The organism is Streptacidiphilus jeojiense (genome assembly GCF_000719095.1).
GTDB lineage: Bacteria > Actinomycetota > Actinomycetes > Streptomycetales > Streptomycetaceae > Streptacidiphilus > Streptacidiphilus jeojiensis.
The window spans coordinates 1-16,300 of the sequence record NZ_JOEH01000001.1; the positions used below are offsets into that span (position 1 = coordinate 1).

Genomic DNA, 16,300 nt, shown 5'->3' on the forward strand with positions numbered 1-16,300 from the left:
CTCCGGGCGCTTCCTTCGTTTTCCACCGTACCAGACCGTTTCCGGCCCGTTCCGACGAGTGAAACTCTAGCGGAATTTCTCGGTCCGAGCCAATTCCGCCGTTTTCCCGATAAACGGCATGCCAAAGAAGAGCCATGCCGTCTCATAAGGGGTTTCGCCGCCACCGCTGTCCGCAGGGCAACTCGCAGGACACTACGTGGACGGCCCAGGTGGAGTCAAATCGTGGACTCACGGACGTGTCGGTGTCCCTCGTCCGGGAAGCGTGGTGGATGGGCCGGTAGGTGGTCGGCAAAGGCGAAGCCCGATTTCTCGGCCACGCGGCAGGAGGCGTGGTTCTCCACGCTGTGGAGCAGTTGCAGCCGGGGCACCTGCCGCAGCGCCCATTCGGCGACGGCCGACACCGCGGCCGGGGCTATCCCGCGTCCTCGGACCCCCGTCGCGGTCCAGTACCCGATCTCGGCGGGGCCCGAGGCCGTACCGTCGCCACCGGAGCCACCGGAGCCACCGGGGCCGGCGAGGCCCAGCCTCTTCACGACCACATGGCCGATGGGGCCCGCCTCCGCCCGTACGTCTTCGATGACGGCGAAGCTGCACCGCGTGCCGTCGGTCCAGCCGGCTTCCTGGGCGGCCAGCCACACCCGGGCCTCCGCCATCCCCGCGACGCGGTTGTCCAGGAAGCGCTGCATCATCGGGTCCTGGTGGGCCGCGACCAGCGACGGCAGGTCCTCCGCACGCCAGGGGCGCAGGGTCAGCCCGGGCACAGCCGAGAGATTGATCGTCATGGGCCCCAAGTTACCCACGTCCGCAGACGAAGGGCCCCGGGGTTCACAACCCCGGGGCCCTTCTGCCGAACCCGACCCGATCAGCGCTTGCCCATCTCCTCGGCGATCGCCGCCGCGAAGGAGTCGATGTCGGCCTCGGTGGTGTCGAAGGCCGCCATCCAGCGGACCTCGCCGGTGTGCTCGTTCCAGAAGTAGAAGCGGTAGCTCTTCTGCAGGCGCTCGCTGACCTCGCGCGGGAGGAGCGCGAAGACCGCGTTGGCCTGGACCGGGCGGACCACCTCGACGCCGTCGATGTCGCGGACCGCGGCTTCGAGGCGGCGGGCCATCGCATTGGCGTGGCTCGCGCTGCGCAGCCAGAGGTCGCCGCTCAGCAGCGCTTCGAACTGCACCGAGACGAAGCGCATCTTCGATGCGAGCTGCATCGACATCTTCCGCAGGAAGAGGATGTTCTTCACCGCGTCCGGGTTGAGCACCACCACGGCCTCGCCCATCAGCAGCCCGTTCTTGGTGCCGCCGAAGGAGAGGACGTCCACGCCCGCGTCGGTGGTGAAGGCCCGCAGCGGGAGGTTCAGCGACGCAGCGGCATTGGCCAGGCGCGAGCCGTCCACGTGGACGAGCATGCCGCGCTCGTGGGCGTGGTCGCAGATCGCCCGGATCTCCTCGGCGGTGTAGAGGGTGCCGAGCTCGGTGCTCTGGGTGATGGAGACGGCCAGCGGCTGGGCGCGGTGCTCGTCGCCCCAGCCCCAGGCCTGACGGTCGATCAGTTCGGGGGTCAGCTTCCCGTCCGGGGTGGGGACGGTGAGCAGCTTGAGGCCCGCGATCTTCTCCGGTGCGCCGCACTCGTCGACGTTGATGTGGGCGGTCTCGGCGGCGACCACCGCGCCCCAGCGCGGCAGCAGCGCCTGCAGCGCGACCACGTTGGCGCCGGTGCCGTTGAAGACCGGGTACGCCTCGGCCCGCTCGCCGAAGTGGCTGCGGAAGACGTCCTGGAGGTGCGAGGTGTACTCGTCCTCGCCGTAGGAGATCTGGTGGCCGCCGTTGGCGAGGGCGAGGGCGGCGAGGACCTCCGGGTGGACGCCGGCGTAGTTGTCGCTGGCGAAGCCGCGTACGGAGGGGTCGTGACGGCGCTGGGCGTCCGTGCTGGTGGTGGCGGCTTCGGTCATCGGGGCGTCAGCCACAGGTGCTGTCCGTTCAGGTCGGCTGCGGGTCGGTTCCACAGGTCGGTGATGGTGGTGGCCAGGTCGTCGACGTGGGTGAAGCCGGCGAACTTGGCGTTCGGCTTGGCCACCCGCATCTCATCGGTGACCAGGGCCTTGATGACCAGGATGGCAGCCGCCGCACGCTCGGGTTGCTCTTCCGCGGCAACCAGGGTGCGGAAGGAGTCCGCGAGCGACAGCGTCCAGGTCTCGGCCGCGGCCTTGGCGGCCGCGTAGGCGGCGTTCCCCGCGGTGGGCTTGGCGGCGCCGGCCGCCGAGACGACCGCGAAGCGGGCCTGCGGGCTGCGCAGCAGCGCGTCGTGGAAGCCCAGGGTGGTGTGCTGCAGGGTGCGGACCAGCTGGTCGTGCAGGAAGTCCCAGTCCGACAGGTCGATGTCGGTGAACTTCTTGCTGCCGCGCCAGCCGCCGACCAGGTGGATCAGCCCGTCGACGCTGCCGTGCTCGGCCTCGATGTGGTCGGACCAGTCCCCCGCGGCCTGCGGGTCCAGCAGGTCGAGCACCTGGCCGACGACGGTGGCGCCGGGGACCGCGCGGCGGGTGGCGTCGAGCAGCGCGTCCAGCCGGCGCGGGTCGGTCCCGGCGCAGGCCACGGTGGCACCGGCGGCGGCCAGCGCCCGTACCGCCGCCCGTCCCGCCGGACCGGTGGCGCCGGCTACGGCGACGACGCGTCCCTGCATCGGCAGGGGCGCGGACGCGGACGCGGACCCGGCGGTGGCCGCCGTGCCGGCGCTCATGCGGCGCTCCGGAGCTCGCTGGTGCCGGTGATCCCGGTGGTGGAGGCGATGACCCCGCCGAGCTTCTTGGACAGGGCCTCGAAGAACATGCTGAGCGGGAACTCGTCCGGCAGGACGGCGTCGCACAGCGCCTTGTTGAGCGACTTGGCGTCGCTGTGCTCGGTCAGCGGCAGCGCGTCGGGGCCCTTGGCCCACACCGAGGCGGGGTGCGGGGTCAGGTAGCGCGAGACCAGCTGGTAGGCCGCGATCCAGTGCGCGGTCTTGGGCCGGTCGATGCCGTCCCGGTAGAGGGTCTCGATCTCGGTGCAGAGGTCGGTGGTGACGTCGGCGACGCGGTCCCAGTCGATCCGGAGCCGGTTGTCGGTCCAGCGCAGCGCGTCGTGCTTGTGCAGGTAGGCGAAGAGCAGCTGGCCGCCCAGGCCGTCGTAGTTGCGGACCCGGCCGCCGCTGACCGGGAAGCGGAACATCCGGTCGAAGAGGATGGCGTACTGCACGTTGCGTCCCATCGGGCCGGAGTGCGGCTGCCCCTCCTTCTCCAGCTGGACCGCGGCCTTGAAGGCGGTGAGGTCGCAGCGCAGCTCCTCCAGCCCGTACATCCAGAACGGGCTGCGCTGCTTGATCATGAAGGGGTCGAACGGCAGGTCGCCGTGGCTGTGGGTGCGGTCGTGGATCAGGTCCCAGAGCACGAAGGTCTCCTGGGAGAGCTTCTGGTCGTCGAGCAGCGCGGCGGCGTCGGCGGGGATGTCCAGGCCGAGGGCACCGACGGCGGCGCTGCTGACGGCGCGGAAGCGGGCGGCCTCGCGGTCGCAGAAGATGCCGCCCCAGGTGAAGCGCTCGGGGGCCTCGCGCACCGCGACCGTCTCGGGGAACAGCACCGCGGAGTTGGTGTCGTACCCGGAGGTGAAGTCGATGAAGGTGATCGGTACGAACATCGGGTTGTCGAAGCGGGTGCGCTCCAGCTCCGCCAGCCAGTCCGGCCAGACCACGGTGAGCAGCACGGCCTCGATGTTGCGGTCCGGGTTGCCGTTCTGCGTGTACATCGGGAAGACGACCAGGTGGAGCAGGCCGTCCTCGCGCTGCGCCGCGGGCTGGAAGGCGAGCAGCGAGTCCAGGAAGTCGGGCACCGCGTAACCGGAGGCGCGCCAGCGCTCCAGGTCGGTGACCACGGCGTCCAGGTAGGCGGCGTCGTGCGGGAAGTGGGGGGCGAGCTCGCGCACCGCGGCGGTGATGGCAGTGAGCAGGGCGTCGGCCTCGTCACGGGTCCCGGCGCCGCGGGAGTTGAGGTCGATGGAGCCGTCCTTGGACTGCAGCGGTCGGATCGCCTCGACGGCCTCCTTGAGCCGCATCCAGGCAGGGCTGACTGCCGAAGGGAGTTCGGGCGAGAGATTTTGCATGACAACCCTGCCTGTACCGAAGGAACTGTTGTCCGGACACCGTATATACAGAAGGTTCTTCTGTTCAAGGGAAGGTCGACGGAGCGGAAATGACACACCTCACAGACCACTCTCGCCCGACCTGCCCCATCACGCAGAACGGCACCCCGGCCGATGGGCCGGGGTGCCGTCGCAGACGTCGGGCGTAATAAGGAGCAGGGGTGACTACAGGCCGTGCTCCGCGAGCGGGCCGACCTTCCAGCCCTGCTCCTCGCAGTGGTCCAGCAGCCGCGGCAGGGCGCTGAGGGTCGCGGTCCAGGAGGCCGGGGCCGAGGTGCAGTCGGAGTCGTGCAGCAGGACGGTGCCGCCGCCGCGCAGATTGCGGGTGACCGTGTCGAAGACCGAGCTGCCGGTGGCACCGGCGCGCCAGTCCGCGCCCCAGCTGGTCCACAGCACCGGGCGCATCCCCAGGCCGCGCGCGGTGACCAGCGCCGAGGTGGTGGCGACGCCGTACGGGGGCCGGTACCAGCGCGGGGTCTCCCCGGTCGCTTCCGTGACCAGCGCATGGGCGCGGGTGAGGTCGTCGCGGGTCTGTCCGGGCGTACGGAGCACCATCGGGCGGTGCAGGTAGCCGTGGACCGCGATCTCGTGCCCGGCGTCGGTGATCGCCCGACCGAGCCCGGGGTCGCGCTCCAGCATGAAGCCCAGCAGGAAGAAGGTCGCCTTGACGCCCCGGTTCTCCAGCAGGCTGAGGAAGCGCGGGGTGGACAGCGGGTCGGGGCCGTCGTCGAAGGTCAGCGCGATGTGGTCGGGGGCGCCCTGCCCGCCGTAGCCGGGGAGCAGCCGGGTCCGCAGGGTCTCCAGCGGCTGGACGGCGGTGACGGCCGGGGCGGCGTGGGCGAGGGCCAGGCCCCCGGCGACGGCGGCGGCTGCCTTGACTACGCGGCTCAACGGACGGACTCCATCGTGGCGGGGACGGCGGTGGGAAGCGCGGCGGCGGGGAGGGCCACCGCGGGCAGGGCGACGGCGGAGCGGGCGGCCGAGCCCGCGGCCGGGTCTGCGACCGCGTCGTCGCCGACAGCCGCGAGGCGGTCCAGGCCCGCGTAGGCGAGCAGGACCTGGACGGCGTCCGCGCCGGGACGGCGGGCCGCCGAGATCGGCGTGACCCGGTCCGAGAGGGCACCGGCCAGGGCCCCGGCGAGCTCGCCGGAGTGCCGGGCCCAGCGGGCGATGCCGGCCTCGTCCAGCGCGGCCGCGTTGGTGAGCCCGTGCCCGGGTATGGAGCGGTAGGTCACCACCGGCAGGGCGCTGGCGACGGCCTCCTGGACGGTCATCCCGCCGGCGTTCTGCACCAGTACGTCGGCGGCGTGCATCAGGCTCGGCATGTCGTCCACCCAGCCGTGGGCGTGCTTGACCCCGGCGGCGAGCAGGCGCTCGCGCAGCCCCTCGTTGCGGCCGCAGACGACGACGCAGGTGATCCCGGGGTCGGCCGCCTCGACGTCCGCGACGGTGCGCTCCAGCTCGCCGGCGCCCCAGGAGCCGCCGACCAGCAGCGCCAGCCGTGCGTCCTGCGGCAGGCCCCAGCGGGCCCGGGCGGCGAAGCGGGACTCCGGCGTCGCCGGGGTGAACCGCCGGTCCACCAGCGGGGCGACCACCGAGACGTCCGCGCAGCCGACCGCGCGGGCCTGGACGGCGGCCACCTGGTGCAGCGCCAGGTGCGCGTCCACGCCGGGGGCGGCCCAGAGCTGGTGCACCGAGAAGTCGGTGAGATAGGTGTGCACCGGGGTGCAGACCTTGCCGCGCAGCCGCAGCCGGCCCAGGACCTGGCTGGCCAGCGGGTAGGTCGCGATGACCATGCGGGTGGTGTCGCCCTGGACCGCCCTGCGGATGCTGCGCCCGGCGAGGGCGGTGAACAGGGACGCCTGGATCCCGGCCATCCGCGGGTTGTCCATCCCGCCGTAGAGCAGCTTCCAGGTCCACGGGGCCCGCGAGATCATGCCGTGGTACGAGCCGACGAACACCCGGCCGGTGGATCCCGGCATCAGGTCCAGGAAGTCGTGGCGGTCCACGACCATCCCGGCCTCCTCCAGGCGTGCGGCGAGCTGCTCCGCGACCGCGTCATGACCGGCCCCGACGCTCGCCGACACGATGACGGCACGCGGCGGCGGGGTGGTTGCGCCAGTACCGGCGCTGCGCTGCCGGGGAATGCGGATCAGTCGGCCCATGGTCGAGGTCTCGTTCCTGCTTCTGGATGCTTGGCCTCCGAGGCGGTGGTGCTCCGTGCTGCGGCCTGGGGGCTCGGGCATCCCCAACCTAACGATCTCCGTCCCACCGGAAGACAGACCGGGGGATGATTCAGCCCCACCAGCCACGTAGTCCCACTGAGGCAGGGAATCGGCCACGTACTCCCGTGGGAGTACGGCGGTTCTCAGGGAGTGCACCCGGGAGGACCCCGACATCCGGGGCGGGGCAGGGCGCGGACGGCGGCACCGGGGGGTGACAGGCGGGCGACTGCACTCGTGCGCCCCCTGTTGCGCCCTGTAGTTCTCGGCCACTCAGCGTCATGGTGGGAACAGGACTCGAGGGGAGACCGGATGCATGGTCCCGCCGCCGTCGAATGGCTGCTGACCGGACTGATGGGAGCGACCGGACTGTACTGCCTGGTCAGGCTGGTGCGCAGGAGCGCCTCCCGGGCCGAGCGCGAGCTCGACGCCTCGGAGGCGCTGAAGGGTCTGGGCATGGCGGCGATGGCGCTGCCGCTCGGGCTGGGGCAGGAGGTGCCCGCGGCGGTGTGGGTGGTGCTCTTCGGCGTCGCGGCGGTGTGGTCGCTCGCGGTGGGCCTGCTCCCTGCCGGCGGGGCGTCCCAAGGGCACCGGGGGCACCACCTCTACCACGGGGTGGGGCACCTGGCGATGGTCTACATGGCCGTGGTGATGGGCGCCGGGCTGGGAGCGGCGGGTGCCGGCGGGCAGGCCGCGATGCCGGGCATGGCCGGGATGGCCACCGCGACCGCCGGCGCCGGGGTGCCCCTGGTCACCGGGGCGCTGCTGGTGTTCTTCGGCGGGTACGCGGTGCTGGCCGGCGCCCGGCTGATCGCCGCGCCGGCCCTCGCCGGGGGTGGCACGCCGGGGCGCGGGTCGGTGACGGGCCGGTTGCTGGGGGCGCCGGAACTGCCGCAGGCCTGCCGGATGGTGCTGGGCCTGGGCATGTTCACCATGCTGCTGGCCATCTGAACCGCCGGCCGCCGACGGTCCGGGCAGCTGCCGGCGGCGGCGTGGCGTGCGTCACGCCCTTCGTATTCCGCTGCCACGGCGACCCCGTGCCGCATAGGTTTGGCCCGCACGCAGTGTCGCGTGTCCTGGGTCCCGCCGGCGGAGGTCTGGTTGAACGCGCTGCCCGCCCTACTGCTGCTCGGCCTGGTACTGGCCACGGCCGGTCCCCGGCTGCTGGCCCGGGCCCGCTGGGCCGAGCGCGAACCGGTGCTGGCGCTCTGGGCCTGGCAGTGCCTGGTGCTGGCCGCGCTGCTCTGCTGCGGCCTGGCGCTGCTGCTGACCGCGGCCGCGGCCTGGCCGGAGGTGCGGACCCTGCTGTTCTCCGGAGCGCCGCGCGGTGTCGAGGCCGCCTACGGCATACCGCTCTCCCGCCCCTGGGCCGTCGCCGCCGCCGTGCTGCTCGCGGTGGGCGGCGCCCGTACCGCGCTGGCGCTGGGGAGCGAGGTGCGCTCGGCGCGTGCGCTGCGCCGGCGCCGGCTGCGCGAGCTGCGGCTGCGGGCCCCGGAACTGCCCTCGGGGCTGGAGCGGGTGCGCCGCACGGACGCCGGCGAGCGGCTGGTCGTCCTGGAGAGCGCCAAGCCGAACGCCTGGTCGCTGCCGGGTCCGGCCACCCGTCTGGTGGTCACCACCGGTGCGCTGCACCGGCTGAGCGACCGGGAGCTGGCCGCGGTGCTGGAGCACGAGCGCGGACACGTTCGGGCCAGGCACCACTGGTTGCTGCAGTGCGCCGAGGCGCTCAACAGCGGCTTCCCCGGAGCCGGGATCTTCCGGCTGTTCCGCGAGCAGGTGGGACGGCTGGTGGAGCTGGCTGCCGACGACTCCGCCGCGCGCCGGCACGGACGGCTGGCCACCGCCGTCGCCCTGGTCGAGCTGAACACCGCGCACGGCCCCGTCCCGCAGTGTCCCGGGCTGCTGGACCAGGTCCCCGGACGGGTGGAGCGGCTGCTCGCCGGTGAGCCGCGGCTGCCGGTGGCCCGGCGGCTGCGGCTCACCGCAGCGACCCTGGCCGCGCTCAGCGCACCGCTGGCACTGGTGTTCGCACCCGGGTTGCGTGTGCTCATCTGAGGGGTTTCTGAGGTTTTCTGCAGTCGGCCTGAGAGGTTTCTGAAGCCTTTCCCGCCCGGCTGTGATTTGCGTTGACGCGCAGGCCATTCCCAGCCGACCGCGCTAGGCTTCCCCGCAACAGACGGTGTCCGAAACGTCCGCGTGAGCACGGGCGTATGGACGAACCGGCAGTGGGCAGGCGGAGAGCAGGAATTCCGGCTGGTCAGTGCGGGCTGGGACGTGGGGTGAACACTTCGTGACGGTGTTTCTGCTCGGTGTGGGCGCTGCATGTCTGCTGGGACTCGGCTTCGTTCTCCAGCAGCACGCGGCGCAGCGCGCACCGCGCTCCGACATCCTGTCCTACCGGCTGCTGCTGCGGCTGATGCGACAGCCGGAGTGGCTGCTCGGGATCGCCTTCATGGTCGGCGGCCAGGTGCTCAGCGCGATGGCGCTGTCGGCCGGACGGATCTCACTGGTGGAGCCACTGCTGGCCACCAATCTGCTGTTCGCCATGCTGCTGGCGCGGACCATCACCGGCCAGCGGCTGGGCCGCTCCGGCTGGGGCGGGGTACTGCTGCTGGCCGCCGGGGTCACCGCGTTCATCACCAGCGGGGAGCCGACCGGCGGCGGGACCGAGGCCGGGGTGCTCCGGCACTGGCTGGTGTTCGGAGTGGTGGCCGGGGTCGCCCTGCTGCTGGTCTCCATCGCCAGACGGCTGCCGCTGTTCGAGGAGGCCACCCTGCTGGCGCTGGCCGCGGGCCTGCTCTACGGCCTCCAGGACGCGCTGACGCGGACCGCGGGACAGCGGTTCAAGCACGGCGGTCTGGCCCTGCTGCTGAGCAGCTGGCAGACCTGGACCGTGGTGGCGATCGGCGTGATCGGCCTGATCCTGGTCCAGAGCGCGTTCGAGTCGGCCCCGTTGCGGATGTCGCTGCCGGCCCTGACCGCCGCCCAGCCGCTGGCGGGGATCGCCTGCGGGGTGGGATTCCTCGGCGACCGGCTCCGGCTGACCCCGGGGGCGCTGGCCGGCGAGGCCGTCGGCCTGGTCTGCATCGTGCTGGGCGTGATCATCATCGGCAGGCACCCGGCGATGCCGGACGCCTGCGCCGAGAGCTGCGTCGAGGAGGCCGTCCGGGCCGCCCAGCGCGAGGCCGCCGCCGCCCAGCGGGCCGGCGTGCGGGGCTGACCCGCTCGGGCGCCCGCCTACGCCAGGAGCAGTACTCGCCCCTCGGTCGGCCCGTCGTCCGGCCCCGCCGTCACGGTTCGACCCCCGCCACGGTCTGCACGGTCGCTTCGGCGGCCGCCTCCGGCGTCCGGTCGGTCCGCTGGTCCCGGCGGGTGCCCAGGAAGGCGGCGGCCAGCAGCATCAGCGCGGTCATGGCGCACAGCAGCAGCCGGAAGTCGACGACGGCCAGCAGCGCCGCCCCGACCGCGATGGAGGCCGCCTGGGGGACGGTGACCAGGACGTTGAAGGCGGCGTCGGCACGGCCCATCAGCTCGGGCGGGGTGCGCCGCTGGAGCGAGGTGACCAGGCCGATCAGGATCCACGGCAGGCTGGCCCCGACCAGGGCCGTGCCCAGCAGGGCGGCGGCCAGGATCCCCGGCGCCAGCAGCAGGAAGCCCGCCCCGGCGGCGACCAGGCCGAGGGCGACCAGCGGGCCCTCGCCGATCCTGCGCATCAGGGCGGCCGCGCCGATCCCGGCGACGACGGCGCCCGCGCCCTGGGCCGAGGTGAGCACACCGAGGAAGGCCGGCGGCCGGTGCAGGCCCTGGTCGACGACGGCGAAGCAGACGGACTCCGCGAAGCCGAACGCGGTGACCGCGAGGACCGCGGCCAGCACCAGCTGCCGCAGCGCCGGGACCGAGAGCACATGCCGTACGCCCGCGGTGACCTGACGCGTCATCCGTTCGGCGGAACGCACCGGCGCCGGCTCCTCGGTCCGCATCAGGACCAGCAGCAGGGCGGCGGCCAGGAAGGTCGCCGCGTCGGCCACGACCAGGGTGCCGATGCCGACCACGGCGACCGCGCCGGCGCCCAGCAGCGGGGTGACCAGGCGCAGCCCCTGCAGCAGGGTCTGCAGCAGGCCGTTGGCCTCGCCCAGTTCCCCGGCCGGGACGACGGTCTGCATCAGCGCGGTCTGGGCCGAGGCGATCAGGCCGTTGAGGAAGCCGTAGCCGACCATCACGGTGTAGATGATCCACAGGCCGTGCCGGCCGTGGACCAGCAGCAGCGGCAGGATCGCCACGGCCGCCAGCAGGTTCAGCCGGATCAGCAGCGGACGGCGCCGGACCCGGTCCACCAGCAGCCCGGCGGCCGGGGAGCAGGCGTTGCCGACGATGAAGGCGAAGAAGGACAGCCCGGCGGCCGAGGAACTGCCGGTGAGCATCTTGATCCAGATGCCGACGGCGATCCACATGGCGCTGTCGCCGAGCGTGGACAGCACCTGTCCGGCTATGAAGCAGCGGAGCTCGCGCCGGGCGAGCAGGCGCCTCATCGGACCGCGTCGTACGGGTAGGTGAACTGGATGTGCTCCAGCGGCAGGCTGTCGGGCGGGCGCAGCGCCGGGTTCTCCATGCGGTCGTGGTAGCGCAGCACCAGGTCCGCCATCCCCTCGTGGAAGGCCTTGGCCTCCTCCGGGGTGAGGTACAGCACCATCTCCGAGGCGCTGGTGGCCTTGCGCCACTCCTCGGAGAAGCCGGCCCGGCGGCCGGCGACCTTGGCGAGCCGGGCGAGCCAGGTCTCCCACAGGAAGCCGGCCAGGGCATTGGCCTCCACGGTGTCCTCGTCGAAGCGGAAGCCCACGTGCTTGAGCTGCCAGGGCCGGCGGCGACCGGTGCCGCCGCCGGCCTCCTCCACGAAGCCGTACTTGGCCAGGGTGCGCAGATGGAAGGCGCAGTTGGTCGGCGATTCGCCGACCACGGCGGCGGCCTCGGTGGCGGTGAGGGCACCGTCCCGGCCGAGGGCCTCCAGCAGCGCGATCCGGGTGGGGTGGGCGATCGCGCGCATGGCCTTGGGATCGGTGAGGGTTCTCAGCGGCCGCGACTCTTCGGAAGACATGTTTCGAAACGTTACGCTCGAAAGAGTTCTTTCGACAAGAGGCACACCGAAAGAAGACGGGGGCGGGACGGGCTTCAGCCGGTCAGCATCTCCGCGAGCACGCTGCGGTGGGTCGGCACGGCGTCGGTGTGGCGGTCGCGGCCGGCGGGGGTCAGACAGACGGAGACGCCGCGGCGGTCCTCGGGGCACATCGAGCGCTCGACCAGGCCGGCCTTCTCCAGGCGGGCGATCAGTCGGGACAGCGCGCTCTGGCTGAGGTGGACCGAGGTGGCCAGCTCCTGCACCCGGAGCGAGGCGGCGCAGTCCCCCGAGGTGCCCTCCACCAGGCGTTCCAGCACCTCGAACTCGCTCATGCCCAGGCCGTGACGCTCGTTCAGCTCACGGTCCAGGGCGCACGCGGTGGCGGCCTGGCGGGCGAGGAGGGTGCGCCAGGCTTCGACGAGCTCGGGGTCGGTGGGAGCGCTCACCAGAGCAGTGTAGCAGTTGCAGCGGAACTTAATGAGTTAACATTTAATTCACGTGCATTGAATGCACATGCATGTAGTCTCCTCCGCATGACCACAGCCACCACCACTACCCGATGGAGCCCCCGCCTCTGGGGCACCCTCGTCGTCCTCTGCGCGGCCCTGTTCCTCGACGCCCTGGATGTGTCGATGGTCGGGGTCGCCCTTCCCTCGATCCGAACCGACCTGAATCTGAGCACCACGTCGCTGCAGTGGGTGGTCAGCGGCTACGTCCTCGGCTACGGCGGGCTGCTGCTGCTCGGCGGGCGGGCCGCCGACCTGCTCGGGCGGCGACGGGTGTTCCTCGCCGCGCTCGCCGTCTTCGCCGTCGCCTCGCTGCTCGGCGGACTGGTGGACGACGGCGGACTGCTGATCGCCACCCGGTTCGTCAAGGGCGTCGCCGCCGCCTTCACCGCGCCGGCCGGCCTGTCCATCATCACCACGACCTTTCCCGAGGGGCACCAGCGCAACCGGGCCCTGAGCATCTACACCACCTGCGGCGCCAGCGGCTTCTCGCTCGGCCTGGTGCTCAGCGGGCTGCTGACCGAGGTCGGCTGGCGCTGGACCTTCCTGCTGCCGTTCCCGCTGGCACTGCTGGCACTGGCGGCCGGAAGCAGGCTGATCCCGCGTCAGGAGCGACCGCAGCGCGAGGGACGCGGCTACGACCTGCTCGGCGCGGTGACCGCCACCGGCGGCCTGCTGCTGCTCGTCTACACCGTCACCCAGGCCCAGGGGGTCGGCTGGGGCAGCGCCCGTACCGTGCTGTCGCTGGTCGGGGTGGCGGCGCTTTTCGCGGCCTTCGTCGCGGTGGAGCAGCGCACCGCGCATCCGCTGGTGCGGCTGGGGATCTTCCGCAACGGGCTGGTGGCCCGGGCCAACATCGGCGCGCTGGCCTGCTTCGGCGCCTACGTCGGCTTCCAGTTCATCGCGACGCTGTACCTGCAGTCGCTGCTCGGCTGGTCCGCGCTGGAGATGGCGATGGGCTTCCTGCCGGCCGGCGTGCTGGTGGTGGCCTCGGCGACCCGGATGGGCGCGCTGGTGGACCGCTTCGGGACGACCAAGCTGATGCTGGTCGGCTTCCCGGCCGCGCTGCTGGGCTACGCCAACTTCCTGCGGATCGGCCCGCACTCGGACTACCTGACGGTGATCCTGCCGTCGATGGTGCTGCTCGGCATCCACTTCGCGCTGGTCTTCCCCTCGCTCAACATCCAGGCCACCGACGGGGTCGCCGACGACGAGCAGGGGCTGGCCTCCGGGCTGGTGAACACCTCGTTCCAGATCGGCGGCGCGGTGGTGCTGGCCGTGGTGACCGCGGTGGTGACCAGCGGTGGCAGCGGCGGCGTGCACGCCCAACTGAGCGCCGATCACCGGGCGGTGGGCGTGGTGGCCGGGGTGGCGCTGCTGGGGCTGCTGGTGACCGCACTGGGCGCGGTACAGGACCGGCGGACGGCACGGGCCACGGCCGCCGCCCACCCGGTGCCGGACTACCCGGTCCCGGCGCCCGGCGCGGGCCCTGTGACGGCCCCTGGAACGGGAGTTGACGTTCTGGACGGCGCACCGGCCGGTTCGGCCGCGGAATAGGCCGTCCAGCGCCCCTGAGAGCCCGCCCGTACGGGGTTCGGGCGGGCCGCCCGGTAGTTCGCCGATCCCCCGCGTCGGCGAACTACCCGGGCGGCCACACGCGTTCGAGCGTGGCCGTATATTGGCCAGCAGCCAATGAACGCAGGAGCACCATGTCACCCCGACGCGCATCAGTCAACGAGGCCATGCGGGCCCGGTCCCGTTCGCGGATCATGCAGGCCACCGTCGAGTTGGTGGACGAACGGGGCTTTACGGGCACGACTCTCGGCGACATAGCCGAGCGGGCCGGCCTGGCCAGGGGCCTGGTCTCGTACTACTTCCCGGGCAAGCGCTACCTGCTGCAGTCCTCGATGCACCGGCTGATGCACCTGTCCCTGGCGGCGGAGCTGGCGAAGCTGGCCGAGACCGATCCGCCGGACCTCTGGCTGGCCACCTCGATCGACACGGTGCTGACGCTGACCCGGGACCGGCCGACGCTGATGCGCACCCATCTGGCGCTGATCCTGGCGCCGAGCGCGGAGGGGTTCATCCAGGACGAGGAGCAGCGGCGGTTCGGCGCGCTGCTCCAGGGGGTGCTGCGGCGGCGCGGGGCCGCCGACCCGGTCGCGGAGCACGCGGTGCTCCGCAGCGCCCTGATGGGCGCCTGCATGGGAATGCTGCTGCCCGGGGCGGAGACGTCCTACGCGCTGATCCGCGCGGACCTGTTCGCCCGCTACGGTCTGGAGCCCTGACCGGCCCCGGGCGATCCGGATCGGACCGCCCGGATCAGATCTCCTTGAGCAGCGAGGACAGCAGCTCCACGCTGCTCTCCGGGGTCAGGCTGTCGACGCTGAGCCGCTCCATCACCTGGACGTACTGGTCCACGTCGTCGCGCTTGTCCAGGTACAGGGCACTGGTGAGCTGCTCCAGGTAGACCACGTCGGGCAGGTCCTGCTCGGGGAAGCGCAGGATGGTGAAGGCACCGCTCTCCGCGGCGTGGCCGCCGAAGCGGAACGGCATCACCTGCACCACGATGTTGGGCATGTCGGCCGCGTCGATGAGGCGCTGTATCTGGGCCTTCATCACCGCCGGGCCGCCCACCGGACGCCGCAGCGCGGCCTCGTCGACGACGGCCCAGAGCCGGGGCCCGTCGCCCTCGGCGACCAGCTTCTGACGGCGCATCCGCACGTTGATGCGGCGCTCCAGCTCACCGGGGTCGGTGTGCGGGCGGTTCAGCAGCATGATCGACCGGGCGTAGTCCTCGGTCTGCAGCAGGCCGGGGATGAACTGCACCTGGTAGGTGCGGATCAGCGCCGCCGCCTCCTCCAGGCCGACGTAGGTCTGGAACCAGTTGGGCATGGCGTCGCTGAAACTGTGCCACCACCCGGCCTGGTTGGCCTCGCGCACCAGGGTCACCAGAGCGGCGCGCTCGGTCTCGTCATCGACGCCGTACAGGCTCAGTAGGTCCGTCACGTCCCGCTCCTTGAAGCTGACGCGGCCGAGTTCCATGCGGCTGATCTTCGATTCGGAGGCCCTGATGGTGTAGCCCGCGTCTTCACGGGTGATCCCCTTAGCCTCACGGAGTCGGCGCAGCTGGGAGCCGAGGAGGATACGGCGCACCATCGAGCCGCTCCCCGGCTGAACTGTGGTCATTCCGTTGAACCTCCACCCAATGAAATCAGCGCACAGTCTGCCACTGTCCGGTGGCGAAGGGTGCCCAAACGGACAGGTTTGTGTCAAGAACCCGGACGGGATGGCCCCACGTCAGTAGTGACGCCTGCGGCGAGCAACCATGAGACTACTCCTTGCACACGAAGATGCACGTGCAGATGCCCGGGTCGCACATGCACGTGAATCCACCCTTGCATCTGGCGTGAGCGGGGAGGAGCATGATGCACGTGCACATGCACACCCACTGGCAGTCCTGCGGGGAGCCCGCTCCCCCCTCACGCCACTCCGCGCCACCGCCCCGTCAACCGTTCGGTGACGCGGCGGAGCTCGGCGTCGCGCGCGCGACCCCGGCAGGGCAGACCTCGGCAGAAATGCCTGCAGCGCCCTTATGGGAGGAGCTCTTCATGGGCCTGAGCCCGGCACTGGCCACGGACCCCGACGTGGTCAACTGCGCCCTCGCCCCCCGGCTGGAATCCGTGCGCACCGCACGTGAGTTCACCAAGCTGACGTTGAACCGATGGGGTCTCGGCGACCTCTTCGACGACATCGCCCTGGTGACCAGCGAACTCGTGACCAACGCGCTGCGCCACGCGCTCGCGGCCGCGAGCGTGCCCGAACAGCGGACCAGCGCCTGGGGAAAGCGCGGGGCCGGCAGCCCGGGACCGATCACCCAGAAGTTCGGCGACGCCCCGCAGGCTCCCACCCCGTTGATACGCCTCAGCCTGGTCCGGCGGGCGCCGCAGGTGGTGTGCGCGGTGAGCGACCCCAGCAGCTCGGGTCCGGTCACCCGGGAGCCGGACTGGGTCGCCGAGTCGGGACGCGGCCTGCACCTGGTGGACTCGTTCAGCCAGTCCTGGGGCTGGCACCCGGTGGCCGCCGGAAAGGTGGTCTGGGCCCTGTTCGAGCTCGACGAGGCAGCCGCCCTCCAGGAGGGCGCGCTCCAGGACATCGGGGAGACACAGACGGAGCGGCGGTACCAGGGGGAGTGACTCCCCCGGTACCGCCGCTCCGTGTGTCGGGTCCGGCCGCCGGCCGGGTCCAGCGGCGGTCGGGGCCGGACCGGGGTCCGGGCCGCCGACCGCTCCG

At 72.1% G+C, this 16,300-nt stretch carries 16 protein-coding genes; 6 read left to right on the forward strand and 10 right to left on the reverse strand.

Going from position 1 to position 16,300, the window contains the following annotated elements:
* Positions 1-215: 215 nt before the first annotated feature.
* The 6 genes from IF29_RS0100005 to IF29_RS0100030 form a co-directional block, all read right to left on the reverse strand.
* Positions 216-782, reverse strand: a complete 567-nt coding sequence (locus tag IF29_RS0100005) for a GNAT family N-acetyltransferase (protein WP_030247929.1) — start codon at positions 780-782, stop codon at positions 216-218.
* Between the two features lie 80 nt (positions 783-862).
* Entirely contained in the window at positions 863-1,945 is a 1,083-nt protein-coding gene (locus tag IF29_RS0100010; protein ID WP_030247931.1) for a threonine aldolase family protein, read from the reverse strand.
* On the reverse strand, positions 1,942-2,733 hold the full coding sequence (locus IF29_RS0100015; protein WP_030247932.1) for an SDR family NAD(P)-dependent oxidoreductase: 792 nt from the start codon (positions 2,731-2,733) through the stop codon (positions 1,942-1,944). The genes IF29_RS0100010 and IF29_RS0100015 overlap by 4 nt, the downstream gene beginning before the upstream one ends.
* The gene (locus IF29_RS0100020; RefSeq protein WP_030247933.1) at positions 2,730-4,127 is read right to left on the reverse strand and encodes a DUF6421 family protein; all 1,398 of its coding nucleotides are present in this window, start codon (positions 4,125-4,127) and stop codon (positions 2,730-2,732) included. The genes IF29_RS0100015 and IF29_RS0100020 overlap by 4 nt, the downstream gene beginning before the upstream one ends.
* 204 nt (positions 4,128-4,331) lie before the next feature.
* Positions 4,332-5,057 (reverse strand): polysaccharide deacetylase family protein, encoded by a 726-nt coding sequence (locus IF29_RS0100025; protein WP_030247935.1) that lies wholly within the window; start codon positions 5,055-5,057, stop codon positions 4,332-4,334.
* Positions 5,054-6,331, reverse strand: coding sequence for an MGDG synthase family glycosyltransferase (locus tag IF29_RS0100030; protein WP_063757393.1), 1,278 nt, complete (start codon positions 6,329-6,331; stop codon positions 5,054-5,056). Before IF29_RS0100030 ends, IF29_RS0100025 begins: the two co-directional genes overlap by 4 nt.
* Before the next feature lie 369 nt (positions 6,332-6,700).
* Here IF29_RS0100030 and IF29_RS0100035 point away from each other — a divergent pair, with 369 nt between their 5' ends.
* The 3 genes from IF29_RS0100035 to IF29_RS0100045 all read left to right on the forward strand — a co-directional run bounded on the left by IF29_RS0100035 (position 6,701) and on the right by IF29_RS0100045 (position 9,608).
* On the forward strand, positions 6,701-7,339 hold the full coding sequence (locus IF29_RS0100035; protein ID WP_030247938.1) for a DUF5134 domain-containing protein: 639 nt from the start codon (positions 6,701-6,703) through the stop codon (positions 7,337-7,339).
* A 120-nt stretch (positions 7,340-7,459) separates the two neighbouring features.
* Entirely contained in the window at positions 7,460-8,443 is a 984-nt protein-coding gene (locus IF29_RS0100040; RefSeq protein WP_232241955.1) for a M56 family metallopeptidase, read from the forward strand.
* A 235-nt stretch (positions 8,444-8,678) separates the two neighbouring features.
* Positions 8,679-9,608, forward strand: a complete 930-nt coding sequence (locus IF29_RS0100045; RefSeq protein ID WP_051724708.1) for a DMT family transporter — start codon at positions 8,679-8,681, stop codon at positions 9,606-9,608.
* 70 nt (positions 9,609-9,678) lie between these two features.
* Here IF29_RS0100045 and IF29_RS0100050 read toward each other — a convergent pair whose 3' ends face one another.
* From IF29_RS0100050 to IF29_RS0100060, 3 genes are all read right to left on the reverse strand, one after another.
* Positions 9,679-10,917: an MFS transporter gene (locus IF29_RS0100050; protein WP_051724709.1), complete on the reverse strand. Its 1,239-nt coding sequence runs from the start codon at positions 10,915-10,917 to the stop codon at positions 9,679-9,681.
* Entirely contained in the window at positions 10,914-11,480 is a 567-nt protein-coding gene (locus tag IF29_RS0100055) for a winged helix-turn-helix domain-containing protein (RefSeq protein WP_084713287.1), read from the reverse strand. The genes IF29_RS0100050 and IF29_RS0100055 overlap by 4 nt, the downstream gene beginning before the upstream one ends.
* Before the next feature lie 74 nt (positions 11,481-11,554).
* Entirely contained in the window at positions 11,555-11,947 is a 393-nt protein-coding gene (locus IF29_RS0100060; RefSeq protein ID WP_084713289.1) for a MarR family winged helix-turn-helix transcriptional regulator, read from the reverse strand.
* Positions 11,948-12,034: 87 nt separating this feature from the next.
* On the opposite strand from IF29_RS0100060, the gene IF29_RS0100065 reads away from it, so the two are divergent.
* A complete protein-coding gene (locus tag IF29_RS0100065; protein ID WP_063757394.1) occupies positions 12,035-13,564 on the forward strand; it encodes an MFS transporter in 1,530 nt (509 codons plus the stop codon).
* Between the two features lie 152 nt (positions 13,565-13,716).
* A complete protein-coding gene (locus IF29_RS0100070; RefSeq protein WP_037593945.1) occupies positions 13,717-14,295 on the forward strand; it encodes a TetR/AcrR family transcriptional regulator in 579 nt (192 codons plus the stop codon).
* Positions 14,296-14,329: 34 nt separating this feature from the next.
* On the opposite strand, the gene IF29_RS0100075 is transcribed toward IF29_RS0100070, so the two are convergent.
* Positions 14,330-15,196 (reverse strand): helix-turn-helix domain-containing protein, encoded by an 867-nt coding sequence (locus IF29_RS0100075; RefSeq protein WP_030247955.1) that lies wholly within the window; start codon positions 15,194-15,196, stop codon positions 14,330-14,332.
* 422 nt (positions 15,197-15,618) lie between these two features.
* Between IF29_RS0100075 and IF29_RS0100080 the strand changes: the two genes are divergently transcribed.
* Positions 15,619-16,203, forward strand: coding sequence for an ATP-binding protein (locus tag IF29_RS0100080; protein ID WP_232241956.1), 585 nt, complete (start codon positions 15,619-15,621; stop codon positions 16,201-16,203).
* Positions 16,204-16,300 lie beyond the last annotated feature (97 nt).